This window comes from Okeania sp. SIO3I5 (assembly GCF_010672085.1).
Lineage (GTDB): Bacteria > Cyanobacteriota > Cyanobacteriia > Cyanobacteriales > Microcoleaceae > Trichodesmium.
The window spans coordinates 1-25,326 of record NZ_JAAHHT010000137.1 but is presented as its reverse complement, the minus strand read 5'-3'; the positions used below and the strand labels follow the sequence as shown (position 1 = coordinate 25,326).

21 protein-coding genes are annotated in these 25,326 nt (G+C 36.9%); 9 read left to right on the top strand and 12 right to left on the bottom strand.

Annotated features, from left to right (window positions below; genetic code table 11):
• Window positions 1–436 precede the first annotated feature (436 nt).
• Window positions 437–1,018 (top strand): DUF1802 family protein, encoded by a 582-nt coding sequence (locus tag F6K40_RS25555; protein WP_293139912.1) that lies wholly within the window; start codon window positions 437–439, stop codon window positions 1,016–1,018.
• Window positions 1,019–1,022: 4 nt separating this feature from the next.
• On the opposite strand, the gene F6K40_RS25550 is transcribed toward F6K40_RS25555, so the two are convergent.
• Window positions 1,023–1,157, bottom strand: a complete 135-nt coding sequence (locus tag F6K40_RS25550) for a hypothetical protein (protein ID WP_293139911.1) — start codon at window positions 1,155–1,157, stop codon at window positions 1,023–1,025.
• A 630-nt stretch (window positions 1,158–1,787) separates the two neighbouring features.
• On the opposite strand from F6K40_RS25550, the gene F6K40_RS25545 reads away from it, so the two are divergent.
• Window positions 1,788–2,390, top strand: coding sequence for an alpha/beta fold hydrolase (locus F6K40_RS25545; RefSeq protein WP_293139910.1), 603 nt, complete (start codon window positions 1,788–1,790; stop codon window positions 2,388–2,390).
• An 853-nt stretch (window positions 2,391–3,243) separates the two neighbouring features.
• Here F6K40_RS25545 and F6K40_RS25540 read toward each other — a convergent pair.
• Together F6K40_RS25540 and F6K40_RS25535 are read right to left on the bottom strand one after the other, a co-directional pair.
• Window positions 3,244–3,426, bottom strand: coding sequence for a hypothetical protein (locus F6K40_RS25540; RefSeq protein WP_293139909.1), 183 nt, complete (start codon window positions 3,424–3,426; stop codon window positions 3,244–3,246).
• A 54-nt stretch (window positions 3,427–3,480) separates the two neighbouring features.
• Window positions 3,481–5,322 (bottom strand): serine/threonine-protein kinase, encoded by a 1,842-nt coding sequence (locus tag F6K40_RS25535; protein ID WP_293139908.1) that lies wholly within the window; start codon window positions 5,320–5,322, stop codon window positions 3,481–3,483.
• 1,622 nt (window positions 5,323–6,944) lie between these two features.
• On the opposite strand from F6K40_RS25535, the gene F6K40_RS25530 reads away from it, so the two are divergent.
• The 4 genes from F6K40_RS25530 (at window position 6,945) to F6K40_RS25515 (ending at window position 12,572) form a co-directional block, all read left to right on the top strand.
• The gene (locus F6K40_RS25530; protein ID WP_293139907.1) at window positions 6,945–8,300 is read left to right on the top strand and encodes a hypothetical protein; all 1,356 of its coding nucleotides are present in this window, start codon (window positions 6,945–6,947) and stop codon (window positions 8,298–8,300) included.
• Between the two features lie 1,076 nt (window positions 8,301–9,376).
• On the top strand, window positions 9,377–9,562 hold the full coding sequence (locus F6K40_RS25525) for a hypothetical protein (RefSeq protein WP_293139906.1): 186 nt from the start codon (window positions 9,377–9,379) through the stop codon (window positions 9,560–9,562).
• A 998-nt stretch (window positions 9,563–10,560) separates the two neighbouring features.
• Entirely contained in the window at window positions 10,561–11,571 is a 1,011-nt protein-coding gene (locus tag F6K40_RS25520; protein WP_293139905.1) for an RNA polymerase sigma factor, RpoD/SigA family, read from the top strand.
• A 542-nt stretch (window positions 11,572–12,113) separates the two neighbouring features.
• Complete coding sequence (locus tag F6K40_RS25515; protein ID WP_293139904.1) at window positions 12,114–12,572, top strand: hypothetical protein; 459 nt, start codon at window positions 12,114–12,116, stop codon at window positions 12,570–12,572.
• Between the two features lie 411 nt (window positions 12,573–12,983).
• Here F6K40_RS25515 and cobO read toward each other — a convergent pair whose 3' ends face one another.
• Window positions 12,984–13,583 carry a cob(I)yrinic acid a,c-diamide adenosyltransferase gene (gene cobO, locus F6K40_RS25510; RefSeq protein WP_293139903.1) on the bottom strand — a complete coding sequence of 200 codons (600 nt, stop codon included), beginning with the start codon at window positions 13,581–13,583 and terminating at the stop codon, window positions 12,984–12,986.
• Between the two features lie 800 nt (window positions 13,584–14,383).
• Here cobO and F6K40_RS25505 point away from each other — a divergent pair.
• Complete coding sequence (locus tag F6K40_RS25505; RefSeq protein WP_293139902.1) at window positions 14,384–15,556, top strand: NHL repeat-containing protein; 1,173 nt, start codon at window positions 14,384–14,386, stop codon at window positions 15,554–15,556.
• 652 nt (window positions 15,557–16,208) lie between these two features.
• Here F6K40_RS25505 and F6K40_RS25500 read toward each other — a convergent pair.
• A complete protein-coding gene (locus F6K40_RS25500; RefSeq protein WP_293139901.1) occupies window positions 16,209–17,918 on the bottom strand; it encodes an alpha/beta hydrolase in 1,710 nt (569 codons plus the stop codon).
• Between the two features lie 1,238 nt (window positions 17,919–19,156).
• Between F6K40_RS25500 and F6K40_RS25495 the strand changes: the two genes are divergently transcribed.
• A complete protein-coding gene (locus F6K40_RS25495; protein WP_293139900.1) occupies window positions 19,157–19,699 on the top strand; it encodes a DUF4112 domain-containing protein in 543 nt (180 codons plus the stop codon).
• A 194-nt stretch (window positions 19,700–19,893) separates the two neighbouring features.
• Window positions 19,894–20,391: a pyridoxamine 5'-phosphate oxidase family protein gene (locus tag F6K40_RS25490; protein WP_293139899.1), complete on the top strand. Its 498-nt coding sequence runs from the start codon at window positions 19,894–19,896 to the stop codon at window positions 20,389–20,391.
• Between the two features lie 53 nt (window positions 20,392–20,444).
• On the opposite strand, the gene F6K40_RS25485 is transcribed toward F6K40_RS25490, so the two are convergent.
• The 7 genes from F6K40_RS25485 to F6K40_RS25455 all read right to left on the bottom strand — a co-directional run bounded on the left by F6K40_RS25485 (window position 20,445) and on the right by F6K40_RS25455 (window position 25,033).
• Window positions 20,445–20,678: a hypothetical protein gene (locus F6K40_RS25485; RefSeq protein ID WP_293139898.1), complete on the bottom strand. Its 234-nt coding sequence runs from the start codon at window positions 20,676–20,678 to the stop codon at window positions 20,445–20,447.
• Window positions 20,679–21,377: 699 nt separating this feature from the next.
• Complete coding sequence (locus F6K40_RS25480; RefSeq protein WP_293139897.1) at window positions 21,378–21,602, bottom strand: hypothetical protein; 225 nt, start codon at window positions 21,600–21,602, stop codon at window positions 21,378–21,380.
• Window positions 21,599–23,404, bottom strand: coding sequence for a S8 family peptidase (locus F6K40_RS25475; RefSeq protein WP_293139896.1), 1,806 nt, complete (start codon window positions 23,402–23,404; stop codon window positions 21,599–21,601). The genes F6K40_RS25480 and F6K40_RS25475 overlap by 4 nt, the downstream gene beginning before the upstream one ends.
• A gap of 25 nt (window positions 23,405–23,429) precedes the next feature.
• The gene (locus tag F6K40_RS25470) at window positions 23,430–23,630 is read right to left on the bottom strand and encodes a hypothetical protein (protein ID WP_293139895.1); all 201 of its coding nucleotides are present in this window, start codon (window positions 23,628–23,630) and stop codon (window positions 23,430–23,432) included.
• A gap of 102 nt (window positions 23,631–23,732) precedes the next feature.
• Window positions 23,733–23,951: a hypothetical protein gene (locus F6K40_RS25465; RefSeq protein ID WP_293139894.1), complete on the bottom strand. Its 219-nt coding sequence runs from the start codon at window positions 23,949–23,951 to the stop codon at window positions 23,733–23,735.
• 12 nt (window positions 23,952–23,963) lie between these two features.
• Window positions 23,964–24,578, bottom strand: a complete 615-nt coding sequence (locus F6K40_RS25460) for a hypothetical protein (RefSeq protein ID WP_293139893.1) — start codon at window positions 24,576–24,578, stop codon at window positions 23,964–23,966.
• A 194-nt stretch (window positions 24,579–24,772) separates the two neighbouring features.
• The gene (locus F6K40_RS25455) at window positions 24,773–25,033 is read right to left on the bottom strand and encodes a hypothetical protein (RefSeq protein WP_293139892.1); all 261 of its coding nucleotides are present in this window, start codon (window positions 25,031–25,033) and stop codon (window positions 24,773–24,775) included.
• Between the last annotated feature and the right edge of the window lie 293 nt (window positions 25,034–25,326).

The following is a 25,326-nucleotide window of genomic DNA, read 5'->3' as shown; positions in this document are numbered from 1 at the left end:
ATAAGGAACTCTTGAAACCCTTGTGGGAGGGTGGGGAGGATGGGGAGGAGGGGGAGGAGGGGGAGGAAGAATTCTGTCTACATTCATAAAAAAGTGTATTGAAAAATACTCTTTTCTCCTGAAAAAGCCGATTCAAGACTTAAACATAACTCCTCTATGTTGTCAAGTTTTATGTTAAGAAAAATCTTTATAAAGCATAGCTTAAAAAGGGGGGAGTCTTCAAAGTCCCCCTTTTCAAGGGGGATTTAGGGGGATCGTAACTGTACCTCATCTTTATGAGAAATGCTATAGATGCTTTCCAAATACTTCTTAGACTTTGGGCAATTTCCGGAACATCTAATTGGTTTTACATGGTACAATTTTTAGCTTAGTAATCAATAATTAACCAGATTTTCCAATTATTAATTATTTAATTTGTAGCTAGAAGCAGATAATTATGGAAACTACTACTGCTGCCCTTAAAGAATGGAATGTTGCTGTTAATGCTTTAGAAAATGGCAACACAATTATGTTACTAAGAAAAGGTGGAATTAGAGAACAGGGGAATAATTTTACCGTTGTACATAAACAGGTTTTACTGTATCCAACTTTTGAACATCAACAGCCAAATTTACTCAAACCACAATATGCAAAACAGGTAGAAATTGTAGATTCTGGTTGGCATCCTGAAAAAATTAAAATTAGTAGTTTTGCTGAGATTACTAATGTTTTACCAGTAAGCGATCCGTCAATTTTAAATAACTTGTTTGCCTACCATATTTGGAATGAAAAGTTTGTCAGCGATCGCCTCAAATGGAAACCCCAACAAAGGCTTTATATTTTACTTTTAAGAACTTATAAACTTTCTCAAGTCTATGAGATTTTTTATCATCCTAAATATGGTGGCTGTCGTTCTTGGATTAACTTAGCTAAACCAATCAATATAACAGACTTAGTTCCTGTTTTAAATGATGATACTTATCGGAACAGATCCGCCGAAATTTGTCAATTTTTTACACCTTATATTACGTTTGATTGAATACTTACACTTTGCCTGATTTTCTGGTAAAATAGATAGTATCCAACAAATTATTGGATATTGATAGGGTGGGGTCTATTTGGGCAATAAAACCGTAAAGTTTTTGATTAGATTTACGAACTATGAATTGGCTATCCATTGGTGTCGAGCTGTTTAAGATAAATAATTTCTGCTTCTGTTATTCCTTATTCCCACTATAAAATTTTTGGCGCTGATGTTTGTTCAGATGGCATCCTGCCACCAGGAAAATCTAAAATTTTCTTTCTTAGGCCAAGGCAATATGTAGAAATAAGTAATAATAACTACTCAGATTGAATTGTCAATATTATTACCGAAAAATTTTGGTTTAAAGCCTCCCCTTGGATAGGGGATAATAAATAAAAATTTTCATGATTAGTCAATCCTATCAGTTTCAACAATGAATAATTATTAATTATTCATTATTAATTATTCATTGTTGAAAGAGTTATCCTTTTCTACTCGCCAATAATCGATAATTTATCCTTGGTTATCTTGCAAATGTTCGGCAATTAAAATCAATCAAAGAGAGCGAATTTCGACAAAAACTTTGGGTTTTTCCCTGGAATTTTTGTTACTAATATTCATATTTATAGCAGTCGAAGCAAAGATTAGGAAATTTATAAATCCTGTTTGCGGAGCATTTTCGCAGGAAAAAACCTTTGACAGTTGACTATTCCCTATTCCCTAGCGCTATAAAAATCATTTTTTCTTGTACTATTTAAAATCATAAAATTAGCTTAAATAAATCATGGATATCAAGATTAATTCTAAATTTCTAGAGCTAGAAAATGTTCGGATTCATTACCTAGAAACTGGGCAAAAAAATTCAGCAAGTGTATTGTTGCTACATGGAGCAAGTTTTACTGCTCAGACATGGGAAGAAATAGGTACTTTGGAACTTTTGACTACAGGAGGTTATCGAGCTGTTGCTGTAGATATTCCTGGTTATGGCCGTTCCCAAAGAATATCGGTTTCTAGGTTCGGTTTTTTGCGAGAAATATTAAATAATTTAAACTTAAATTTCCCAATTTTAATATCTCCTTCTATGAGTGGTGCTTATAGTTTGCCTTTTGTGATTAATTATGGCGATCGACTAGGAGGTTTTGTAGCAGTTTCCCCTGTAGGAATTGAACGTTTTCAGAATGAATTAAAAGGTATTCAATTACCAACATTAGCTATTTGGGGAAGTAACGATCGAATAGTACCTGTAACACAAGCTGATTTATTAGTGAAATTAATGCCCAATGCTCAAAAAGTTATCCTGACTGATGCTGGCCATGCTTGTTATATGAAAAAAACTGAAGAGTTTCACAAACATTTAATTAAATTTCTTGAGAGTTGTAGAAGTTAGTCAACTGAATAATTAATAATTAATAATTAATTATTCAATAATTCAGGTTTAAAGCCTCCCCTTTCAAGGGGAAAAAAAGAAATTTTTTTCTTTTATTCTCAATCCTCTTCCTTTTAGAGAGAGGTAATTATTAATTGTTAATTGTTAATTGCTGAACTCTTCCCTACTACCATTATTTATTGGTAGTAGTGTACAAGTAGTAATATCCTAAAAAAAGTAAAGTAGTCAAGGGAATACTATTTATTAGAAACTAGGAAATAATGGTACTTTCTATTCCTTATTATCTATTCCCTGTTCCCAGTTAAGTGTTCCCTAAATCATATCAAATTCGCTAGCATCAGTATAATTAGATAGTTAATCTAGAAGTCAGGAAGGAAGAGAACTTAGAAAGATTTACTCTTTGCTGAAAATGAAGATTTTTTTATACCGAATTAAGCAGGTTTGATATCACTACATCTACACTACATCTACAGGACTAACTATTTATAAGTATTCAACCGAAAATCATATAACTTCTTCTATTAGACATCTCCAATAATAAAAACAGGACATCAATTATTTCCCCCTATTCCCTATTCCCTCTTTTCTGATTTTAACTTTCCTGGCGGGAAGTCCCTTGCTCTCCATCCCCCCTAATATAGAATCCAGTTATATAGTATATGTTCATTATTAAATCGGACAATCGGACCATCTCCCCCAACAATACACTCTTGTATTCAACCGGATTTGATATTACTCCTTACTCCTTACTCCTTACTCCTTACTCATTACTCATTACTCATTACTCATTACTCCTCAGTAATACGATAACTAATTACCCGGATTCTATATAACCCCCCTTGGAAAGGCAGGGCTAATTCTTTGTCGCCAGAGAATATTTAGGGAGAGGATTGGGAAGATGGTGAGGATTGGGAAGATGGTGAGGATTGGGATACGGAAGTTGCATAAATAAAAGCGGATTTTTCTCCCACACCTCCCACACCTCCCACACCTCCCACACTTCCCCACCCTCTCCTACTTTTTTCTCTGATGACAATAAATTGACCCTGCCTTGGAAAGGGGGGAATAGAAGGGCAACGTCGGGAGTATGTCAAGGATGAATACTACCATCTGGCATAATAGCACCTTTGAGGTCAGTATCTCGGAAGTTGGCACTCTCCAATTTTGCGCCGCGAAGATTAACACCACGAAGATTTGCACCCCGTAAATAAGCTTTGCTGAGGTTAGTATCAGTCAAATTTGCACCCCGCAAGTCTGCACCTTCGAGAGAAGCTTCCCTGAGATTAGCATTCTTCAAATAAGCACCTAATAGATTAGCATTTTCTAGATGACTACCTTCAAGATTAGCACCTTCTAGATCGGCATTTTCTAAATTAACAATGCGCTCGCTATCACCTTTATGCGCTGTGAGTACAGTATCTTTGAGATTAGCTTGTTTTAATTTCGCACCCTTAAGGTTGACACCATCCAACTGAGCATTTTCCAAATTGGCATTTTCCAGATTAGCATTCTCTAACTCAGCTCTGAATAAATTTGCTCCCCAGAGATTAGCATTTTTGAGGTTAGCATTTTCTAGCTTGGCATAACCTAGATTTGCTCTCCAAAAATTAGTATTTTGAAGGTTCGCCTTATTTAGGTTAGCATCCCAAAGATTAGCATATCCTAGATTTGCGCCCCAAAGATTGGCAGAGTGTAAATCTGCGTACCTGAGTTTCGCCCCTCTTAAATCAGCATCAGATAAATTAGCAGACGACAGATTAATACCCGCTAAATTTGCTTTCCATAATTCTGCATCTGTGAGAACAGAATTATTGAGATCGGCACCATTTAGATTAGCATCCTTGAGGTTAACATTCTTCAAGTTTGCATAAGCTAAATTAACATTGCTTAAGTCACACCGAGGACACTGACCTGTTTGTAATAACGCTTGCTGCAAATGTTGCTTTCTAGCATTAGATCGAGATATTTCTATTTCTATCCTTGAACTTAACCATTTATTTTCACCCCAGGTTGTTAGTGCTGCTATGATACTATAAAGTCCTAATAGACATAAACTAATTGTTGTTACTCTAGCAAATATTTTCTTTGGTTGTTTTCTAGCAAATGGCATTTTTTGATTTGTCATATTGTCTGAATTTCCAAGAGAATTAAGCATTTTGAGAGCTATTTCAGCATTTGGAAAACGAGATTTTAGGTTTGGTTCCACCATTTTTTCTAACCAATCAGTAAATGTTGGATCTACTTCTGGAAGCAATTTTTTGAAATTAATTCGATAGTTATCATTGATTAGCTTACCAATATCGCTAGATTTTGTATTAGTGAGTAAACATATTAAAGTTGCGCCTAAACTGTACAAATCTGATGCTTTAGTTAGTTCCCGGTTAAACAACTGTTCCGGTGACATAAATCCTAGAGTTCCTTTAACTGCACTACTAACTGCTACATTACCATACCCACTGCGAGCAAACCCAAAATCTACTAGGTAAACTTTTAGTTGAATATCATTTCGTTCAACCAAGATATTTTCTGGTTTAATATCCCGATGAATAATTGGTGGTACTTGCTTCTGTAGATAGACTAAAACTTCTAATACTTCTCGAGCAATTTGTTTGATTTCTGCTACTGTCCACAGTTGGGTTTGGGCAAGAGAGGAAGCATTTTTGTACTCTTGCACTAAGCAAAAGCCATTTTCTGTCTCAAATGAATCAAGATAACGGGGAATACTAGGGTGATTTAGTTGTTGTAGCAGTTCTATTTCTCTATAGTAACTTTCATATTCTGCCCAATTTGCAAATTGATATTGTTTTGTGACAACAGGTGTATCGGTAGTAGTATCAGTTGTGAGATAAGTAATTCGACCTCCAGTTTGATTGCAACCTAGTTCTTGTTTAACTTGATAACGTTGGTTAAAAAATTCTGGGAGATTCATCATAATTAGGGATTTTTGGTTAGATACATTTAGCAGGCAGTTTATCAGCATATTATACGCGAAAATTACATAGCAATACACACCCTCATAACTAATACCAGGTGTTCTAAATTTTGGCTACAAATAGTTGAGCTGTTGTTAGTAGTTAGGAATACAGGTATAAATCCCCTCTTTGATAGGCGAAATGTTTTTGGAGATTTCCTCAAAATCCAGGTTATATCATAATCTCACGGATTCTCACTACATTTTCTTGAGAGGAGGGAATAGGGAATAGGAAGTAGGGTTTTTAGGCATAATATATTTTCGCACTTTGTAAACGAATCGTATTTAATATTGCTTTTACTTGTTTATTACTTAATAACTGAAGTTTTCAGGAAGCATAGCATTAATGCATAGGAATTGGTATTAAAAAGACAACTTTTGACGCCTGATTTTACATTCCAGACTTATGATATATAATGTCAAAAGAGGTATTATCGTTACAATTCATGCCTTGTATGCCTTATAGAGGTTTTTTAAATGATTAATAATTAATAATTAAAATTACCTCTTTTTATTTATTAATAATAGGAACGTTTAAAAGGATTTTTTTTCTTTTTTTATCCTTAAAAGGAGAGGCTTTAAACCTTATTTTTCCGGTAAACCCAAACCCTATGAATGAATAGCCTTTTTGAAAATCTCCCTACTCCAAAGTAAACGGATTTGATATGACTTCGTTAACACAATCAGATGTTAAACTACCAAAAATAAGACTTATTCAAGCTAAATTTCACACATATATTATACCAAGCGTGATAAATATTTGCTACAAATGGTAGAGATTTGCTACAAATGGTAGAGATGTTGCATACAACGTCCGTAGGTGAATGAAGTAGGAATAAATCTTGAAGAAAAAAAGTAAAAATGATAGAGATAGCTTTCTCAAATGAATTGGAGAAGTTCTTTTTAAGTATCTTTGATTGAGATGCACCTTTTTATAGCATTCTGTATTTCAAACTGGTATTAATGGTAAAGTTCTTGCCTTAACTGTTTCTGAAAATTCCTTGGTGGTAATTCAGGATTATAGTCCTTAATTGTGACTAATAAATAAGGTTTCAAACCTCCCCTTTTAACGGGACTTAAACAAAATAAACCCCAAAAACAGGCTCAAATTAAGACCGGCAAATGCTTTGACGTCAAAAAGGCATAAATCTTGAATTACCAACGGTTATAGCCATTTTTAGGGCATCGACGTAATTCTCTGATCTAGAGAGATTTTGAGGCATTTTTCCGAGCAGAAAATGTTTAAGTACCATTAAGGGGATAAAAAAGGAAATTTCGGATTTTCTTCACCGAAAAATTGGGTAAGAAAAATTAACACGCTCAAGTGCTAAGAATTATCAAATATAGCTAAGAAAGAATTTGCTCTTGACAATTACTGATGATGAATCTCAAACTAGGAAATGTTTTTCATGCCTGTTCCGTGTTCCCTGCTATAGAATAAAAATTATAATATTTTTCCATAGGATAGAAACTTTTTTCACTATAGACAAGTCTTTTAATCCTATACCAATTTCTTAAGTTAAAAAGGTTTCGCCAATGCCTAAAAAACTTAAGAATTCAACATAATTCAAAAAAATATCAAAATGATTGAAACGATAAATGCACTTCAAGTGAATATTACTGATAACAGTAACGATAATATCAACGCAGCAACTCCTATAGGTACTCTATTTCCTGAAATCCCTATAACTCGCTTCGGGACAATCAATGATTTTGACGCTGTAGACTTCTATCGTCTCACAGTTGATACACCCTTAAATTCAGGAATTGCACTACAAAATTTGACTGGTAATATTGATGTAGCAGTATTAGATAACAATGGCAACTTAATTGCTAGTGGTAATAACCTAGGTGCATCAAATGAAGCATTCCAGGCAGCTTTCTCTACCCCTGGTGAATATTTCATCAATGTTTTTCAAACTTCTCCTGGTATTGCTAGTGACTATGAGTTAGCTCTATTTCCTGCCAATCCTAATATTAATACTACAGACAATGGTAATGTTAATACTACTGACAATGACAACAGTAATAATAACCCAAACACACCAACTTTGTTGGGTACTCTAGTTCCAGAAGTACCTATAAGTCAGTTTGCAACAATCAATGATTTCGATCCTGTAGACTTCTATCGCGTCACAGTTAATACCCCTTTAACTGCAGGAATTGCACTACAAAATTTGACTGGTAATATTGATGTAGCAGTATTAGATAGTAATGGTAACTTAATTGCTAGTGGCAACAATCTGGATGCATCAAATGAGGCGTTTCAGGCAGCTTTCTTTACCCCTGGTGAATATTTAATCAATGTTTTTCAGACTGCTCCTGGTATTTCTAGTAACTATGAATTAGCTCTGTTTCCTGCTAGTGCTAATATTATTCCTCCAGCACCTCCACTACCTCCAGTTCCACTACCTTCCACACCTCCAATACCCCCTAATCCCCAACCAGTAAATGTTAGTATTGATAGTTTCATAGACAACACTGATGAAGCGGTGAGAAATCGTGAAAATACAGCTTTTGTTTTTAAAGAAGATTATTTGTTAAATGCTACAGCAAATACTCCAGTAACAATCGATCTGATTAGCAACAATGCTCCTTTTGATCCTCTATTAGAAATATATCAAATTCCTCAAGGTTCTCCATTAGACTCTAGACAAGGACAGATAATTGCAGCTAATGATAATGGTGGTAATGATATTAATAATCTAGATGCAAGAATTGGACCAGGAGTAGTATCAGATATTCCAGGGGTTTCTTCAGAGTTAACTCTTTCTCCAGGGTTTAACTATCTGTTACGTGTTACTTATACAGAGCTACCTTTGATCGGAAGTTTTACCTTAGATGCAGGTGTTGATAATGGTTTTGTGGGTTTGACCAGGGTATTCCTCGGAAATCCTGTAGGAGACCCAATTATTGGAGGCGATCCATCAATTTTGTAATTAATAGACTTCGTGGCAGTTGTCAGGGAATAAGGAATAGCGGTGCGACCCCGCGACGACGGCAGATCGCTTGCGGAACGCGCACTCCTGTGAGGGAATAGGGAATAGGGAATGAAATTGTTGATTTCATATCTTGAATTAATTTCATTTTTGATTTTTGGAGATATCTAATAGACCTCTCCGGAAAAGAGCAAGTAGGGGCGAAGAGCGAATCACTCTTACAGGAATAGAGAATTAATGGATAATGGATAATTGATAATTGATAACTGATAATTACCTCTCCCTTTTTGGGAGAGGATTGACTAAAAGGAAAAAATTTATTTCTCTTTTGGGAGATTGGATATGGCGAGGTTTCCCGCTCTTACAGAGTCGCTGCACTTTTCATGTCGCTCCGCGTTAACCTTTGCGGAGCATGACCTCAGGAAAGTTTGGCGTTAGCTAAACAGCATCCCATCCTACGGAATCCTCCGCTTGCCGACTGCTCTCTTGGTCGATTGGATATGCTGAGGTCTCCTCGGCATCCCTCCCTACGGGAAGCTCCGCTTTTCATGTCGCGCAGCGAAACGACCGCTTTTTCCCCTTGAAAAGGGAAGGTTGAAAGGTGAATTATTTAATTATTAATTATTAATTATTCGGTAAATTTTCAGCTAAAACAATAGTGCAAATTATACTGATTTATTCCTCTCAAGTCACCGAAAAAATCCTTTATACCTACTAAATATCTCCAAAAATCAACAACAAAATCAACAACAAAATTAATTCTGATCCATAAATTATCAATTACTTCTGCCTGTTCTCAGTTAAGTGTTTCCTGTTCCCTCTTTTCTAAAAAGGTCTACTGACTATTAGACATCTCCAAAAATTCAAACAGGAAATTAATTCTGATCCATAAATTATCAATTACTTCTCCCTATTGCCCATTGCCTATTCCCTATTGCCTTTTTTCTGAAGATGTCTATTGACTACTGACTGCTGACTACTGTGAAATCACTTTCAACGCTTTTTCAAATCTACATCAAAAATGGCCCATATTAAGAGATAGAGAGGGGACAAAAAAATGGTGGTGGTGCTGAGGAATGGTAGAGAGAGTGTGGGAGGTGTGGGAGGTGTGGGAGGTATGGGAGGTGTGGGAGGTGTGGGAGGTGTGGGAGGTGTGGGAGGTGTGGGAGGTGTGGGAGGTGTGGGAAGTTGGTTCGTGTGGGAAGAAATTACAAAACTTATGTATCTTCGCCATTCCTCAGCAGGACTACCAAAAAAATTAACTTAATTTGATTGATGCAAAAATCAGTTTTTATGCTACAGTGTAGTATATAGTCAGATGGTATCTATAAATATCCCATAGTTTTTGGGTGGTGTTTTTTGGGAGATCCTATGAAAAAACAACTAAATTTTGATATTTCATTGTCAACTTTTGAGAAAAGTTCGGTTATCTCTCTGTTGTGAGAGTTGTTTATTAACAATATCTTGAGCCATTATGGAATGGAATAGATAGTTAGCTGAGAATTTTATTCAAGTTTTGCGGAAATTGTGAAGAATAAGTTGGAGTTAATCTTAGGTCTTATCAGTCTTAAGGAAAAATTAAGATTTTATACCTACAAATTGGACATATTATTGAGGAATTTAGTATTACATAGAACCAAGGTGGACTTATACTGAGTTTATTTTACACGAACACTAAACTATAAAATTTATGTCAAAAATAAAATTATCTTATAAATCTATTCAACTCGAACAAACTATTAGGTAGTAAGTCCTTGGTTGTAGGTTTTAGGTGAAAAAAGTTTACTGTGCTACCTAAAACCCCTTCACTCTAAATCTTATCTATTCACTCATATAGCAGTCGAAGCAAGGGTTAGGACAGTTATAAATCCTGTTTGCGGAGCATTTCCCTATAAGAAAAACCCTTTGATAGTCTGCTGTTCCCTATTCCCTGTTCCCTGTTCCCTAGCGCGTAGCGCTATAACAATTATGGACGCTGGATGTGACTCTAGGGTTTTCAACAAGTGTAGTTTCTTTGACTTCTGAGAAAATTCTCTTGCCTACATCCTGCTATCACTTCACCCAAAATCTATGGTTTACCAAAAACCCGAGGGTCTCAACGAGAATATCGCTAACTCAAATTATAAAGTTTTTCCCACTTTATAACATTTGTGGGGGGATGAGTAAGCCTATCCTCATCTAGTTGTATCTCTATAATTCTCCCACCCTGGGGAGGGAATTATAACTACTGCAATACTTATTAGAGGAGTTTATTACACAAATGTCACAACTAAATCAAGAAAATAAAATTCAAAAGACAACTAAAACTAAATTGAATACTAGCACTTACTCCTCAATGGATACAGTTCGTACCTACTTACATGAGATTGGTCGTGTACCACTTCTAACTCGTGAAGAAGAGATTATTTATGGTAAGCAAGTGCAGCAAATGATGCAATTGCTAGAGTTAAAAGAAAAATTAGAGGAAAAACTAAACAGAGCAGCAACAAAACTAGAATGGGCAGAATATGTACAACTAAGTGAAGAAGGACTTAAGCAAGCAATTAAGCAAGGTCAACGTGCCAAGCAAAAAATGATTGAAGCTAATCTTCGTTTAGTAGTAGCGATCGCTAAAAAGTACCAAAAGCGAAATATGGAATTCTTAGATTTGATTCAAGAAGGTACTCTTGGTTTAGAAAGAGGAGTGGAAAAATTTGACCCTATGCGGGGATATAAATTTTCTACTTATGCTTACTGGTGGATTCGCCAGGCAATCACTAGAGCGATCGCCCAACAAGCTCGTACAATTCGCTTACCTATTCATATTACTGAAAAGCTCAACAAAATCAAAAGAGTTCAGAGAGAACTAATTCAGAGTTTAGGTCGTAGTCCTACTCCTTCTGAGATTGCCCAAGCTTTAGAATTAGAACCATCTCAAATTAGAGAATATCTCTTGATGGCCCGTCATCCTATTTCTTTAGATTTAAGGGTTGGAGATAATCAGGACACTGAACTCCAAGAACTTTTAGAGGATGAAACATCTTCTCCAGATGACTACATTACTGGTGAGTTGTTGCGTCAAGACTTAAATACCTTACTGGGAGAATTGACTGAGCAACAACGTCGTGTATTGATATTGCGTTTTGGTCTTGAGGATGGCAAAGAGATGTCCTTAGCTAAAGTGGGGGATAAACTACAACTTAGTCGTGAGCGAGTTCGTCAATTAGAGCATCAAGCTTTGGCCCATTTGCGCCGTCGCCAGGCCAAGGTCCGAGAGTATGTAGCCAGCTAGATGAATTTGGAATTTAGAATTTAGAATTTAGAATTTAGAATTCCGAATTCATACGTAAATTCCTGCTGTGACTGAGCTTGATTTGAATTTAGAATTTAGAATTCTGAATTTGAAATTTAAAATTCAGAGTTCAGAATTCAGAAGTAAATTCCTGCTATGACAAAATTTGAATAGTATTCTCCTGGTATCGATCCCTCTTTTGTTAATTTCAATTTTTAATCATTTCTTGTGGATATAGTTATTTTTGATAATTGTCTCCACAAGATTTTTTTTGATTTAGATCGAGGTTTGTTGATTACACCAATTCCCAAAAATAATACTATACTTGCTCAAGATTTCAGTTATTAGGCAATAAGTAAGATTCAGTAATATTAACGATTCTAGGTAAAGCACGAACATATCTGATTCGATTCAGTCTAACTCTACTCTCTACTCCCTACTCTCTAAAAAATTTGATCAGGCAACAAAAATTATTAAAAGAATAGGTTTTTATCCTTTTTTATGGATATGATAATAGTGTAGATAATAATTAAGCAATATTCGTGATTTTTAGGTTAGTAGCGATCGCCACCTACTCTATATTGACCTATGGTGTAGTTAATAAGCCAGTGATGCAATATAAATCTATATCTGTTAAGTTTAAGGAAGAAAGGCCAAACTTTTTTTCCGAAATAAACAACTCTAATATATCGCAGACTGATGACATTTACCTTTTTGGTCAGTCTAAACAGCCAGATCAAATTCAAAATGAGTATTTTGTTTTCAAGCTGAAAAATGGTAAGGTAATAGGTGCTTTGTACCTGCCCCATTCAGCTTTTTACTGCTTTTATGGTATTCATAAGCAAGATAGCTTACAGGTCAAAGTTATAGATAGTTATGATAACAATGCTTCTGATTATATAGTTGATTTACAGAAATATTATCAGATCAATCAAGTGAGTGATAATGATTTCCGAATATTAAGTAGTTGTCAAACTAACTATCAACATTTAGTTTGGTAGGGAGTAGGGAGTAGGGGAAAATAATCAATGAAGTATAGTACGATAATTTATTTCATTTTTTATTATTGGATATGTCTATGAGTAGATGAAATAAGTTAATGTTTTTTGCTACTAAAGATTGATAGGGAGATTTGGGGATGAGGAGATTGGGGAATTCGTTATATTTGCACAATTTTTTGTTTTGTATTTAATATTAGGATGTTTGCCAAGTTCAACAATTAATTACTTTCTTAGAAAGGATAATTGGGTTATATTAAATGTATGTGTATAATTCTATAGTTACTTACTTCAATCACCCCATTACCCCATCACCCCATCACCCCATCACCCCATCACCCCATCACCCCATTACCCCATCACCCCATTACCCCATCACCCCATTACCCCCAAACTATACAATCAGATTTGATATTAATACTCAATACCTGGTTGCGCCTTCACACCTTGTTCTCGAAAAGGATGCTTAATCATTTGCATTTCTGTCACTAAATCAGCTTTTTCAATCAACTCAGGAGGGGCGCCCCTACCTGTGAGAATAATATGAGAATCTTCTGGTTTTTCCTCCAACCCAGTCAATAAATCTTCTAATTTTAAATAACCTAATTTTAGAGTGACATTAACTTCATCAAGCAAGACTAATTTAAAATCTGGGTTGCGAATAAAAGTTAAAGCCAAATTCCAAGCTTCATAAACCTTCTGGATATCGCGATCGCGGTCTTGAGTTTCCCAGGTAAACCCTTCACCTAAAGCATGAAAAGATAATTGTTCGCCCCACTTACTTAAAACCTCTTTTTCTGCGGGTTCCCAAGCACCTTTAATAAATTGGATAATTGCCACTCGATAACCATGACCTAAAGAGCGCATTACCATACCTAATGCTGCTGTAGTTTTGCCTTTACCATGACCAGTATTCACAATAATTAAGCCTTTTTCTCGATCTGCCTTGGATACTCGCTGGTCTTGAACTTCTTTACGGCGCTGCATTCTCTGTTTATATTGCTGTGAAGTCATTTCAGTTATCAGTTATTAGTTATCAGTTATATCAATCTTAAATAGATTGTAGTATTTTATTGTAGGGGTTTGGTTTCCTTTCCCCAAGCTAAAATGTGATTTTTAGACTAAATCCCTACAGTTGTTTTTCACAAATCATTTAGGATTACTAGATTAGTTATTAGTTATCAGTTATTATCAGTTATTACTAGATAATTTGAAATTTTAACTAAGTAAAATTCATATCATAGTTAATATTAATTTGTCAATCAATATCCTCAGTTATCAATTACAGGGAGTAGGTAGTAGGAGCGATTCGCGTTTGCGTAGCATGAGCAGGAAATCGCCCCTACGGGGGTAGGGAAAAATAATGGATTATTTCTTTGGTATAATTAGTTTTATTTTTTATTATTGGAAATGTCTAATAGGTTAAAACATTTATAAATTCTCCAAGTTATAACTTTTGAATTTTGAATTTTGAATTTTGAATTTTGACTTGCACTATAGCGTTTTTCAGTAGGCGTGAGTTACATCAATGATCCCCCTAAATCCCCCTTAAAAAGGGGGACTTCCCCCCTAACCCCCCGATGAGTTGGGGGAACTCCAGCGGTGTACCTCACTAACCTGGGAAATGCTATATACTCAGGACTTACGCAAATTATTAGACAATACGCTATCTGTAGAGGGCGACGCTATCTGTAGAGGGCGACGCTATCTGTAGAGGGCGACGCTATCTGTAGAGGGCGAATGCCATTCGCCCCTACTAGGTATGGTGGTTCTGCGTAAGTCCTGATACTAAAACCCAAAACCTTAAAATTTACATGAAAGCATCTCCTAACACCTACCCCAATCAAAATCCAGAAACAAACCCACATATCCTCAATCCTAACGGAGCAGAAATTATTCTTGGCGCACCATCCTCTAATTCCCTAGTTGTACCACTGGCACCCAGTCAAACCACAATGTTCGGACCCCGTGGTGCTTGCCTCATCTCCGAAACTGGTCCCCTGTGGGTAGCTGATACCGGACATCATCGGTTATTGGGATGGCGACAACGCCCGGAAACTGACGGGCAACCTGCTGACTGGGTAATAGGGCAACCAGATTTTTCTCAAGAGGGGCAAAACGCTAACGGTGAAACAACAGCAGCAACCGTTAGCGTTCCTACTGGTATCTGTGCTTATGGGGAAGGGTTAGCGGTAGCGGACGCTTGGAATCATCGGGTGTTGATTTGGAAAGAGTTACCGGAGGATAATAATGTGCCTGCTGATATCGTTTTGGGGCAGGCAAATTTTTCTGAAAATGAATCTAACCGAGGTAAATCGGAAACTGCTCCTGATCGAATGCACTGGCCTTATGGTGTTATCTGTTATCAAGATAAACTCTGGGTGGCGGATACTGGCAACCGTCGGGTGTTGATGTGGCAGCAGTTACCAGAGATTAACGGGCAACCTGCAGATTTGGTTTTGGGGCAAGCAGATATGAGTTGTCGCGATGAAAATGGTGGGGGAGAACCGACGGCGGCGAGTATGCGTTGGCCTCATGCTATTACTTTTTGGGGAGAACGTTTGGTTGTGACGGATGCTGGCAATAACCGGGTGATGATTTGGGATGGTATCCCTACTGAGAATAATCAACCTTGTTCTGTGGTTGTTGGTCAATCTCAATTTGATGCGGTACAGTTAAATCAGGGGGTTTATTTTCCTTCTGCTGTTAGTTTGAGTATGCCTTATGGTGTGGTAGCGGTTGGTGAATGGTTGATTGTTGCTGATACTGCTAATTCTCGGTTATTGGGTTGGCGGGATGTTGTGGGGATGGGAACTCCGGCGATTGCGTTGACTGGTCAACCTGATTTTCAGAGTAAAGGTGAAAATGCTTTGAGTTTGCATCCGACTCGGCAAAGTTTGTGTTGGCCTTATGGCATTTCTGTTTGTGGCAATACTGCTGTTATTGCTGATTCCGGTAATAATAGGGTTTTGTTGTGGATGAAGTAGGGGTCATTTCAGTTATCAGTTATCAGTTATCAGTTACCCTCCGACTAAACTCGGAGGGTTGAAATACTGAATTCTATCAAATCCGCTTGCCACACTGAGAATAAGTTTCTATTATCAGTATTGTCAAAAACTCCAAGTTTGGTAGGGGTTTGGTGAGCAAACCCCTACAATATTGAATTGTACCGATACTACCGGATTTGATATTACAGCGCTTTTCAGATTGATGAACCACATCGTCACAACCAAAACCCCGTAGGGATGTTCCATGGAACGTCCCTACTGTGGTCTACTGAAATGAAAACTGCTGTAAATATTCAGGATTTACGCAAAATATCAAATCACACACCATCTGTAGGGGCGATTTCCTGCGGAATGCTACGCAAACGCGAATCGCCTCTACTAGATACAGTGGTTCTGCGTAAATCCTGATGATATTAGCTATGTTCTAACTTTGCCTTCAACTGCTATAAAAGTTTTTTGAATGAAGAAAGTACAGGCAGAAATTTAGGAGAGTAACTATCTTCTTTCTTCCATAGCTTGAAATTCCTTCCTCTTCCCCTCCTGGGAGGGGTTAGGGGTGGGTTGACTCCTGACTCCTGACTCCTGACTCCTCCATTTTTATTTATAAATATTCAAGCGGACATGATCTAAATTAGTCTTTTCTTGCTTGTTTCGATACTTTGTTTAACTGAGTTTCTGACAAAGAGCGGACCAAACTTAGATTAAAAGGTTGTTCGCTGATGGCCTGAGCATAAGATGCTTGCAAATAAGGACGATATTCAGAGCGATCGCCAACATGAGTTTGGAAAAATGCTAAACCAAGAGCATTAGCATAACCAACTACTACATCTGGATCTGCTTTGATCAACTCTTCCAGAGAAGTGAAAGCATTTTTGTGTACTGCACCCAAATTAATATTAATATGATCTGCTCCCTCTGTTAAGACCAAATATTTATCAGCAGTTGTTAACCAAGTAAAAGAGTTTGCTTGTTCTAAAACTATGGGAGTAATTTTATCTTCACTTCCACTTCCCCACAAAACAGGTAATTTAACCTGACTCATACCAGCTTTTCCAAATAAACTACTATTCACTGGATCGAGTACAAATATTGCTGCAATTCTATCATCTTTCAAATTATATTTTTGTGGTTTCAATTCCAAAGCACGACACTGTAGCAGCAGCGACATATTCAAAACTTCCATGTGTGGGCCACAGTCTTGTTTGAGTTGATTAAAGTTAATTTCTGCACCTGCTAAAGCAAAAGCGGTATAAGCTCCAAAAGAATGACCAAATATACCAACTTTTTCTAAGTTTAACTGACCGTGGAATTGGTATTTATTTAATTGCTCTAATTCATTTAACAAGAAAGAAATATCCAAAGGGCGATCGATAAATTCATTGCCCTGGAACATATCTTTAGTTTTACCTGCTAAGAATTTCTGGATATATTCATAATTACTACCTCGATGTTGAGGTAAGGCTACAGCAAATCCATAAGAGGCTAGATGTTCAGCTAAACTCTCAAAGTTTACCCCATTAGAGCCTAATCCATGAGAAATAACTACTACAGGAATTGAGATTTCTTTTGAAGAGAGATTTGGGAAGTAAAATTTCGTTGAAAAATTACGATTACGTTGAGTATCTTCCAGAATAATTTCTTGTTTTGAAAAGCTATATTTTCCCTTTTTTCTAATATCTGGCAATCGGGAGAAATCTACTTTGTTTTCTTGATAAGCTTCTTTTAATGTTAGATTACCTACTGTTTCGATAAAAGCTTTTGTCTCTTCTTGTATAGTATAAAATTTTTCAGTTACAGCCAAAATTTTCTTGGCTTCTAGCCACATAATCTCACTGGGAAAATGACGAACAAAATTTATCAGACTTAAGCCTTCAGAATCATTTGCAGATTTTAAGAGAGCAGTTTTAATTGCTTCTGAACCATTTTCTATAGAGGATGAATCATCAGAATTTGACTGAATTTTAATTACTTCCCCTAAACTTTCGAGGAATAATTTTCCCATAGGTGAGTGGAGAAATTGAGAAACTATTTGATGGGGAAAATTGTAGCGAGTTTGCAATAATCCTCGATATATCTCTTCGTCTTCAGGTTCTAAAAGTAGCATATAGCTAGCTAGCTCATAGTTAATTTCTCCAGTTTCAGCATAACTTTCTAATGATGATACAGAAATAAAAGTATTTAGACCTTCGTGACCTACAGAAATCTGTTGGGCTGCATTAACTGGCAAAGCAGTTAAAACAGCAGGAATTATGCCTAGGGCTAGAGATTTTAACCAACGGCTCAAACCATAAGAATTAGTTGTAATATTGTTTGTTTTTTGAGTTTGAAATACTTTTTCCATGGTTAATTACTCCTCATAGTTAATAACTTTTCATCCTTGCTCTTATGTCTTTCGAGTAAAGATGTTAATTCTATAGTTTGTACTGCTAGAAAAATAGCTACTATATCCGCTGATAAGTTACTGTTTAAATAATTGAGATAGATTGAATTTTGCAGAAAAAAATGTTGATTTTCTTCTCTCAATTTTATTCAGAAATTCCAATACCTTTGAAGATACTATAATTCAGTATGACAGACCGTTAATTGATGTTTTGCAGTGTTTGATACTGATTTTTTTTCCTAAAGTTGTATTATTATTTGCCATAAAGCAACGTTTGGTAAGTAGAGTATTTATTACTAGATGTACGAGTAATCAGTAAAACACTTATATTTAGGCTCGTAGTTTTGCTCTAGCCCTAGAGACATATTTCCGGGGGTAGAGCAAAACTACAAACAAAGACTTTTTTATAACTAATTACTTGATAACGTAGCTTGCTAGGATTAGAGCGATCGCTTCTCAAAAACATTAATAATTTCGCTTGTAGTTGGACTTTAGTCCTGAAACCTATTATCTTTTTGTTAGAGGAAAACTACAAACAAAAATTTTAATTATAGCTAATTATCGAGACATTGTATCACTCCACATATTTTTTGTCTAAGATCGACAAGATTTATCTTTTGCTCTCGATTTTCAACAATGTTTTGATTGACTTATGCTAGACTTTCCTTGGTTATAAATAACAGCAGTAACCACATTTTTACAGAGGTGTTTCTACATTTAATCTAACCGTAGGTTGGGTTGAGGTACGAAACCCAACAACAACATATATAGCACTACGCAAATAGGTTAGGACATTTCTAAATCCTGAAACCCTTTGACAGTTTGCTGTTCCCTATTCCCTATTCCCTATTCCCTAGCGCTATACAACTTTTTTGTTGGGTTGCGCTGTCGCTTAACCCAACCTACTGGACTGTTTCAGCTAAAACTGTGTAATAGATTTTTGTTTCTAGGTGTCTTTTCCTCCCCACCCTTCCCACACTTCCCACCCTCCCCATCTAACGCACCATTTAAGATGAAACAATCCACTACGTCTAAATTTTTGAACCTGAGAGACCTAAAATCTTGCACTTTTTTCGTTCAAAAAAAGCTGAACGCCTTTTCATATAAAGCTTTTATATTTATTCAGCAAGCCCTATTATAGGGTAAGTACTTAGGTAGTTTGTTTATAATTAAACTTAGAACTTGTATGAGGTAAACCAATGATTGATTCAAGTAATTTTGATGCTGTTCCTCCTGATATAGAGATGTATGAAGCCAAGTTGCTTAAATCTCGTAATGATATTGAAAGTTTTAAGAAGCTTTCGGATGGATTATTGTTTGGAAAAATTGGTGTAGATGCTTTTCTCGGAATTATACCTGTTGTAGGTGGAGTCTATACTGGGTTTGCTGGACTTTGGATGTTAATGCAAGCCAGTCGCGTGCGTGCTTCGTTGGGTGATATGTTTCTCATAGTATTTCTATCTGTAATTGATATTCTCATTGGTTTTTTTGTTGGAGTGGGTGATGTTTTAGATGCGTTATTCAGAATTCATGCTTGGTTGGGTGAACGGCTTATTGAGCATATTGATATGCAGCTTGCATTTATTGAAAAGGCAAAAAACCGTGCAAGTCAAAGTCAGAACCCTGATTTTACAGCTTTGAGAGATATTCTTTTTCGAGGTGGAAAAACTAGGCAGCAACAAATTCTAATTTATATTGTTATTGCTATTGTGCTTTTGGTTGGGTTAGCTATGTGTTCTTAGATGGATTATCAGTATTAGTCTTTGCGCCAGAATCAAAAGACATCTACATAAATTAAGAAACCTGGTTTCTCCGTAGTAGGGGTGAACGGCGATTCGCCCCTACATTTTTTGCTGAAGATCGACAAGATTGATCTTCCCTGTTGCTCTTCGTCGATTTATAATACTTCTTATAAAATTCCTTTGATAATTTCAATATGCAAATATCATCCTCCATCGACGAACTTACCGAAAAAGCAAAACAGGTACTCAATAAAATCACCTATCTCACCTTAGCAACAGTAGATCAAGAAGGGAACCCTTGGAACTCACCTGTCTATTCCAGATTTGATGAAGATTACACATTTTATTGGTCATCATGGATAGAAAATCAGCACTCTCAAAATATTATTAATAATGGGCAGGTTTTTGCTGTTGTTTATGATTCAACAGTATTGAGTGGAGAGGGATTTGGTGTTTATTTCCAAGGTATAGCTGAAGTTATTGAAGCAGAAAACGAAATATTCAACAAAGCAATTGATACTATCTACACGAAAAATGGTAAACCCAAAAGAGACAAAAAATATTTTCTTGACTTAGGACTACGACGTTTATTCCGGTTTATACCAACAACTATTTGGGTTAATGTTAAAGAACCTTATGAGGATTATTTTCTTGATAAAAGAGTAGAGATTACAAAAGAAATTAAGCAATAAAAAAAAGCCCGTATTTCGGGCTTTAAAACTCAGAGTTAAAAATCCAACTTTCCTCATAATTTGGCTGCATCTACATAAATATAATTGTCAGGATTTTTGAGTAATTCTACAGCTTCTTTGAGATGCTGACGATTTGCTTCTGTTGAAAGAAGATAGTCTGTTTCATCAGTTTGAGCAGATTCTTTAATTAATAAAATCACTTCGACAACTGTTCCTTCTGGTAAGTCGAGGGGAGGTAAATTAAGTTGACCGTTTTTGATAGTTGTTTGATATTTTAGTGTATTCATAAAATTGTGCCATTCTTGAGACTTTTTAATTGTAGCAGTGCTAAGGAGTAATATCAAATCTGGTAGTACCAGTATAAAAAAAGCAGAGAAACCGGGTTTGTATCAAATGCCCTAAAATACTAATATTGACTTCCCACAAACCCGGTTTCTTGTAACTCTGAAGCAAGTGGATTTGATATAAGAAGTTAGAATGAATAGTTAAAATACCATTTTTCAGGTCATCAATAATCTTTTGCCAAAAGAACATCTAATGTCAAGTATTTTAATCCCATTTATTATTCATAATATAGAATCCGGGTAATTAGTTATCGTATCGCTTTAGGAGTCAGGAGTCAGGAGGTAGGGACGTTGCATGCAACGTCCGTACGGAGAAAGAAAAGATTGGAATAGCATGAATTATATAATTTGTATTCAGTAGAACATCTGTGTTAAGAAAAAGCAATTTTGCAATTACTGTATAACCGGATTCTATATAACATTCTTTTTTAATCCTTGGTATTACTAAAGAAATAAAGCAATAAAAAAAGCCTGCATTGCAGGCTTTTTTTAAATCTCAAAAAAAGACATTAACGTGACAATTGATAGCACCAGTCGAAGCAAAAGTTAGAACATTCTAAATGTTAAAACTTAGTCAGATATTACTTCTGACTTCTGACTTCTGACTTCTGACTTCTGATTTGCGCGTAGCGCTACAACTCACTATTCCAACATCTCGAAAGATTGAACTTCCAATACCGGACCAATCATTGCGATCGTCATTACATCATCTCGGATCACACCTGTAACCCTCGCCTTCAGGTCAGACTGACATAGCTCGGGAGGAGGATCCTTTAATTCATAAGTTGCACCATCACTTATTAACGCCCAAGTACCAGTACCAAATCCTTGTTTTTCCACAGTACCACTCACTGAAATACTACTCATGCTAACTTCTCCTCTGTTCTAATTGCTAAACGTGCTAAACCTAAGCATAACATGGCATTCACAACTAGGAAAATTTGAGCAGATATACCAGCACCTAATCCCCAAACGGCCGGATCGACAACTGCACTCACAGCCAAACAACTAGCAACACCAATAGCAGTACCGATCGCTATCCACTTCCCTTGCTGATGACTCAATAACAACACTACTAATAATGCTGGAATCAAAACACTAGCAAAAATGGGATTCAAAATACCACTACCTTGAATTGCTCCACCAAGTTCGGGAAGGGAACTACCCATCACACGCATCGGCCATTGTGGCAAATCGAAAACATAGAAACCACGCAGGAAAAACAACCCACTGCTACCAGCAACTAATCCAGTATGTAGGGGGAAACTCCAACTGAAAGGGAAATAATTCCGCAGCAACCAAGCTAATATATAAGATCCTATTACCATTGCCAACTTCGGTAACAACGCCACGGCACCACCATCAAGCCAAAAACCAGGATTGAGATAACCGTTATCATTCAACCACCGGAAGAAGTCGCGGAAAGTGATTTGACCTTTAATTGCCAACTTTACTGCTGCTGCTGCATCTAACTGACCTGCACCAAAATGATTGAGTGGGTCTTCTTTTACAACTCTGGCAGATTTTTTAAGAATGTTGGTAATTTCCTCTGGGTCTTCAATACCACTAGCTTTTACTAATGCTGCTACACCGGCAACGTGGGGAGATGCCATGCTTGTTCCTTGGAAAGCTGCAAATACACTCTTGCCATTTTCTGGATTAATGGTTTCTTGGAGAATACCACCAGCTTCATTTTGACCTTTCGTGGAACCGCCAGGAGCAGAAATATCAACTCCTGCACCAAAGTTGGAGTATGGAGCTTTTTCTCCGGCAGGATCAGTGGCAGATACACCGATAACGTGGGGATAACGAGCAGGATAACTTGCTGAGTTTTGGTTAGAGTTACCTGCTGCAGCAATAATAACTACTCCTTTATTGTGAGCATAGTTAATTGCTTCTTTCATTATTTGGCTTTCACCACCACCACCAAGACTCATATTAATAACGTCTGCACCGTTGTCGGCAGCAAATTTTATCGACTCAGCAATATCGGAAACTGTTCCACCACCACTAGCAGCTAATACTTTTAGGGGCATGATGGTAGCTTCGTAGGCGATACCTGCTACACCATAATTATTGTTGGTAGCTTGGGCAATGGTGCCTGCAACGTGGGTCCCGTGACCATTGTCGTCGTTAGCTGATGTGCGATCGTTAACAAAATCGTACCCTGCTACAAATTTTGTTTTTTCCAGGTCGGGAACTTTGGAAACGCCTGTATCAATAACTGCTACAGTTATGCCGTCGCCTTTGGTTTCATTCCAAGCAGATTCGACATTGATACTCCGGAGGTTCCATTGTTTCCCGTACATGGGGTCGTTAGGAACGCCGTCACCACTATCAAAGATAATGGCATCCGCGCTATAGACATAGTTTGGTTCTATGTATTCAGTATATTTGCCTAGAGAGCTTTTTAAGTTTTTCAGGAGTTGGCGATCGCCCTTGACAATATACACATTATCTGATAATGAAAATTCACTATTCAGACGAGGTGTGACTTGGTATTCATCGGAAATTGTCCTAATTTCATCGACAATTTTAGTAACTCCGATATCTTCACGGAAGTCTAGAACAATTGAGTCGTAGGTTCCTTTATTGGCCAAACCAGAGAAATTAGATAAGGCCCAACCAAGCCCAATTAAGAATAAGCAGACAAACAGAAATTTTTTCATTATTCTAGTAGATTAAATTACAAAATTAATCAACACAATTAGATTTTAACAAGGGAAATAATCTTCTCAAAGCAAAGGCTACTATCCCGCTGTGGACTAAGTTAGTAAACTTTCCAGTCTGTTCTTTTTCTTGGCCTTGAGACTGACTATTCAACTTGGCCTTGTACTCTTCAAACTTAGCCTGCACTTCGAGGCCAACTTGAGAGATTAATCTTTTCTTGGCCACAGTTGTGCGACTCCAGTTATAAAGTTCTATCGGTTGTGCATCAATAAAGTGTGGGAAACGCCCTAGTATGCCGGGCCAATATAATCTAAAAGCACTGATATATCAAGGTTGAGGGCACTTGGGGAGCGAAAAAAGTGCAAATTTTTTAGCCTTTAAGACTAAAAATTTAGGACGGGTGGCAGACACTTCCCAAAAAGATACAGGTACAATTATTCCTCCTACTTCCCACACTTCCCACACTTCCCACACTTCCCACACTTCCCACACTTCCCACACTTCCCACACTTCCCACACTTCCCACACTTCCCACACTTCCCACACTTCCTTGACGCACTACCGTTCTATCTTGGTAATAGAAGAACCACTACTACTAAAACTTTCAACCTGGCCACTTGACCTTTCTTCTTGACCAAAACCTAATCGACGTTTAAAAGCTCCTTCTGACTCAAATCGAGATAATGGATAAATTCTAACAAGCAGCATAGCTCTAACCATTAACCCAAAACCAAACAAATCAAAAACTTGATTGAACTTTTGATACTCCAGGCGATCGTACACCAAACCTGACAATCTGCCCCTTAGCAATGCCTCCTGAATATGATTGTCACAGATTTGGTTGGCTAAATAGCGGGTATGCTGGCTAATAATTTTTCTGTACTTCGGACCAACGGAATTTTCAAAGAGGCGATCGTACTTTTTCTTACCTCTATCTGTGTAGCGTTCCCTTTGTGCAATCCAAGCAAATAATGGTGATAAGCCGTCACGCCCTGGTACTGAATTTAAAAAAGCAGCTTCAGGGAATGAAGTAGCGAGTTTAGCCCTCACCCGATTAGTAGTAGCGGTATTATTAGCCTTAAGTCCTTTAAGATCAAGATAAATTTCATTAATTTCAGCAATAGCTCCCGGCTCAAACCGAAGAAAAGCAGTTTCCTTTTCCCAATTTCTCAAAGCATAATTTGCCAGAGCTAATGCATCGGCCTGGTCATATAGAATCCGGGTAATTAGTTATCGTATTACTGAGGAGTAATGAGTAATGAGTAATGAGTAATGAGTAAGGAGTAAGGAGTAAGGAGTAAGGAGCAATATCAAATCCAGTTGAATACAAGAGTGTATTGTTGGGGGAGATGGTCCGATTGTCCGATTTAATAATGAACATATACTATATAACCGGATTCTATATCATTCTTATCCGGGAGGCGTTCAGACTTCCTGAGATACTTAACCTCTGGATGACCTACCCATCTTACCGATACCCCATGAGATTCAGCAATAGTAGCCCAAAGCTCAGAATAATTTCTCCCCGTCGGTTCCAAGGCAAGACAATCAGCATCCTCAATAAAATCAACAAAATCTTCTACACTGGCAGCATTTAGATAAAAAGTCAACGGATCGGAACGCTTCACCCGTTTGTTACTTCTAAAATGCGCACGCAAATCTAAGGGTAGCTCTGAAAGCTCCCAACAAACCAGGGAATTCTTACAAACATCCCCATCAATTATTCGTAAAGCAGAACTGAGAAAAGAATTGCAAGAAGCGAGCGAGATTAGACAAGCAGAACTTTTGATAGATTTGCAACTTGAGTATATCAACAATCAAGCTATGTGGGGAGGTAACTTTCAACACTACTTAAAAAACTTTAAGACTAGATTCAAATCTGTAGTTAGTAATGAATATCGCAAAGATGTGAATGAGTTAA

Coding starts and splice junctions, on each gene's coding strand:
- F6K40_RS25555 (WP_293139912.1), top strand. CDS start 437: ATGGAAACTACTACTGCTGCCCTTAAAGAATGGAATGTTGCTGTTAAT.
- F6K40_RS25550 (WP_293139911.1), bottom strand. CDS start 1,157: ATGGATAGCCAATTCATAGTTCGTAAATCTAATCAAAAACTTTACGGT.
- F6K40_RS25545 (WP_293139910.1), top strand. CDS start 1,788: ATGGATATCAAGATTAATTCTAAATTTCTAGAGCTAGAAAATGTTCGG.
- F6K40_RS25535 (WP_293139908.1), bottom strand. CDS start 5,322: ATGATGAATCTCCCAGAATTTTTTAACCAACGTTATCAAGTTAAACAA.
- F6K40_RS25530 (WP_293139907.1), top strand. CDS start 6,945: ATGATTGAAACGATAAATGCACTTCAAGTGAATATTACTGATAACAGT.
- F6K40_RS25525 (WP_293139906.1), top strand. CDS start 9,377: ATGGTAGAGAGAGTGTGGGAGGTGTGGGAGGTGTGGGAGGTATGGGAG.
- F6K40_RS25520 (WP_293139905.1), top strand. CDS start 10,561: ATGTCACAACTAAATCAAGAAAATAAAATTCAAAAGACAACTAAAACT.
- cobO (WP_293139903.1), bottom strand. CDS start 13,583: ATGACTTCACAGCAATATAAACAGAGAATGCAGCGCCGTAAAGAAGTT.
- F6K40_RS25505 (WP_293139902.1), top strand. CDS start 14,384: ATGAAAGCATCTCCTAACACCTACCCCAATCAAAATCCAGAAACAAAC.
- F6K40_RS25500 (WP_293139901.1), bottom strand. CDS start 17,918: ATGGAAAAAGTATTTCAAACTCAAAAAACAAACAATATTACAACTAAT.
- F6K40_RS25495 (WP_293139900.1), top strand. CDS start 19,157: ATGATTGATTCAAGTAATTTTGATGCTGTTCCTCCTGATATAGAGATG.
- F6K40_RS25490 (WP_293139899.1), top strand. CDS start 19,894: ATGCAAATATCATCCTCCATCGACGAACTTACCGAAAAAGCAAAACAG.
- F6K40_RS25485 (WP_293139898.1), bottom strand. CDS start 20,678: ATGAATACACTAAAATATCAAACAACTATCAAAAACGGTCAACTTAAT.
- F6K40_RS25480 (WP_293139897.1), bottom strand. CDS start 21,602: ATGAGTAGTATTTCAGTGAGTGGTACTGTGGAAAAACAAGGATTTGGT.
- F6K40_RS25475 (WP_293139896.1), bottom strand. CDS start 23,404: ATGAAAAAATTTCTGTTTGTCTGCTTATTCTTAATTGGGCTTGGTTGG.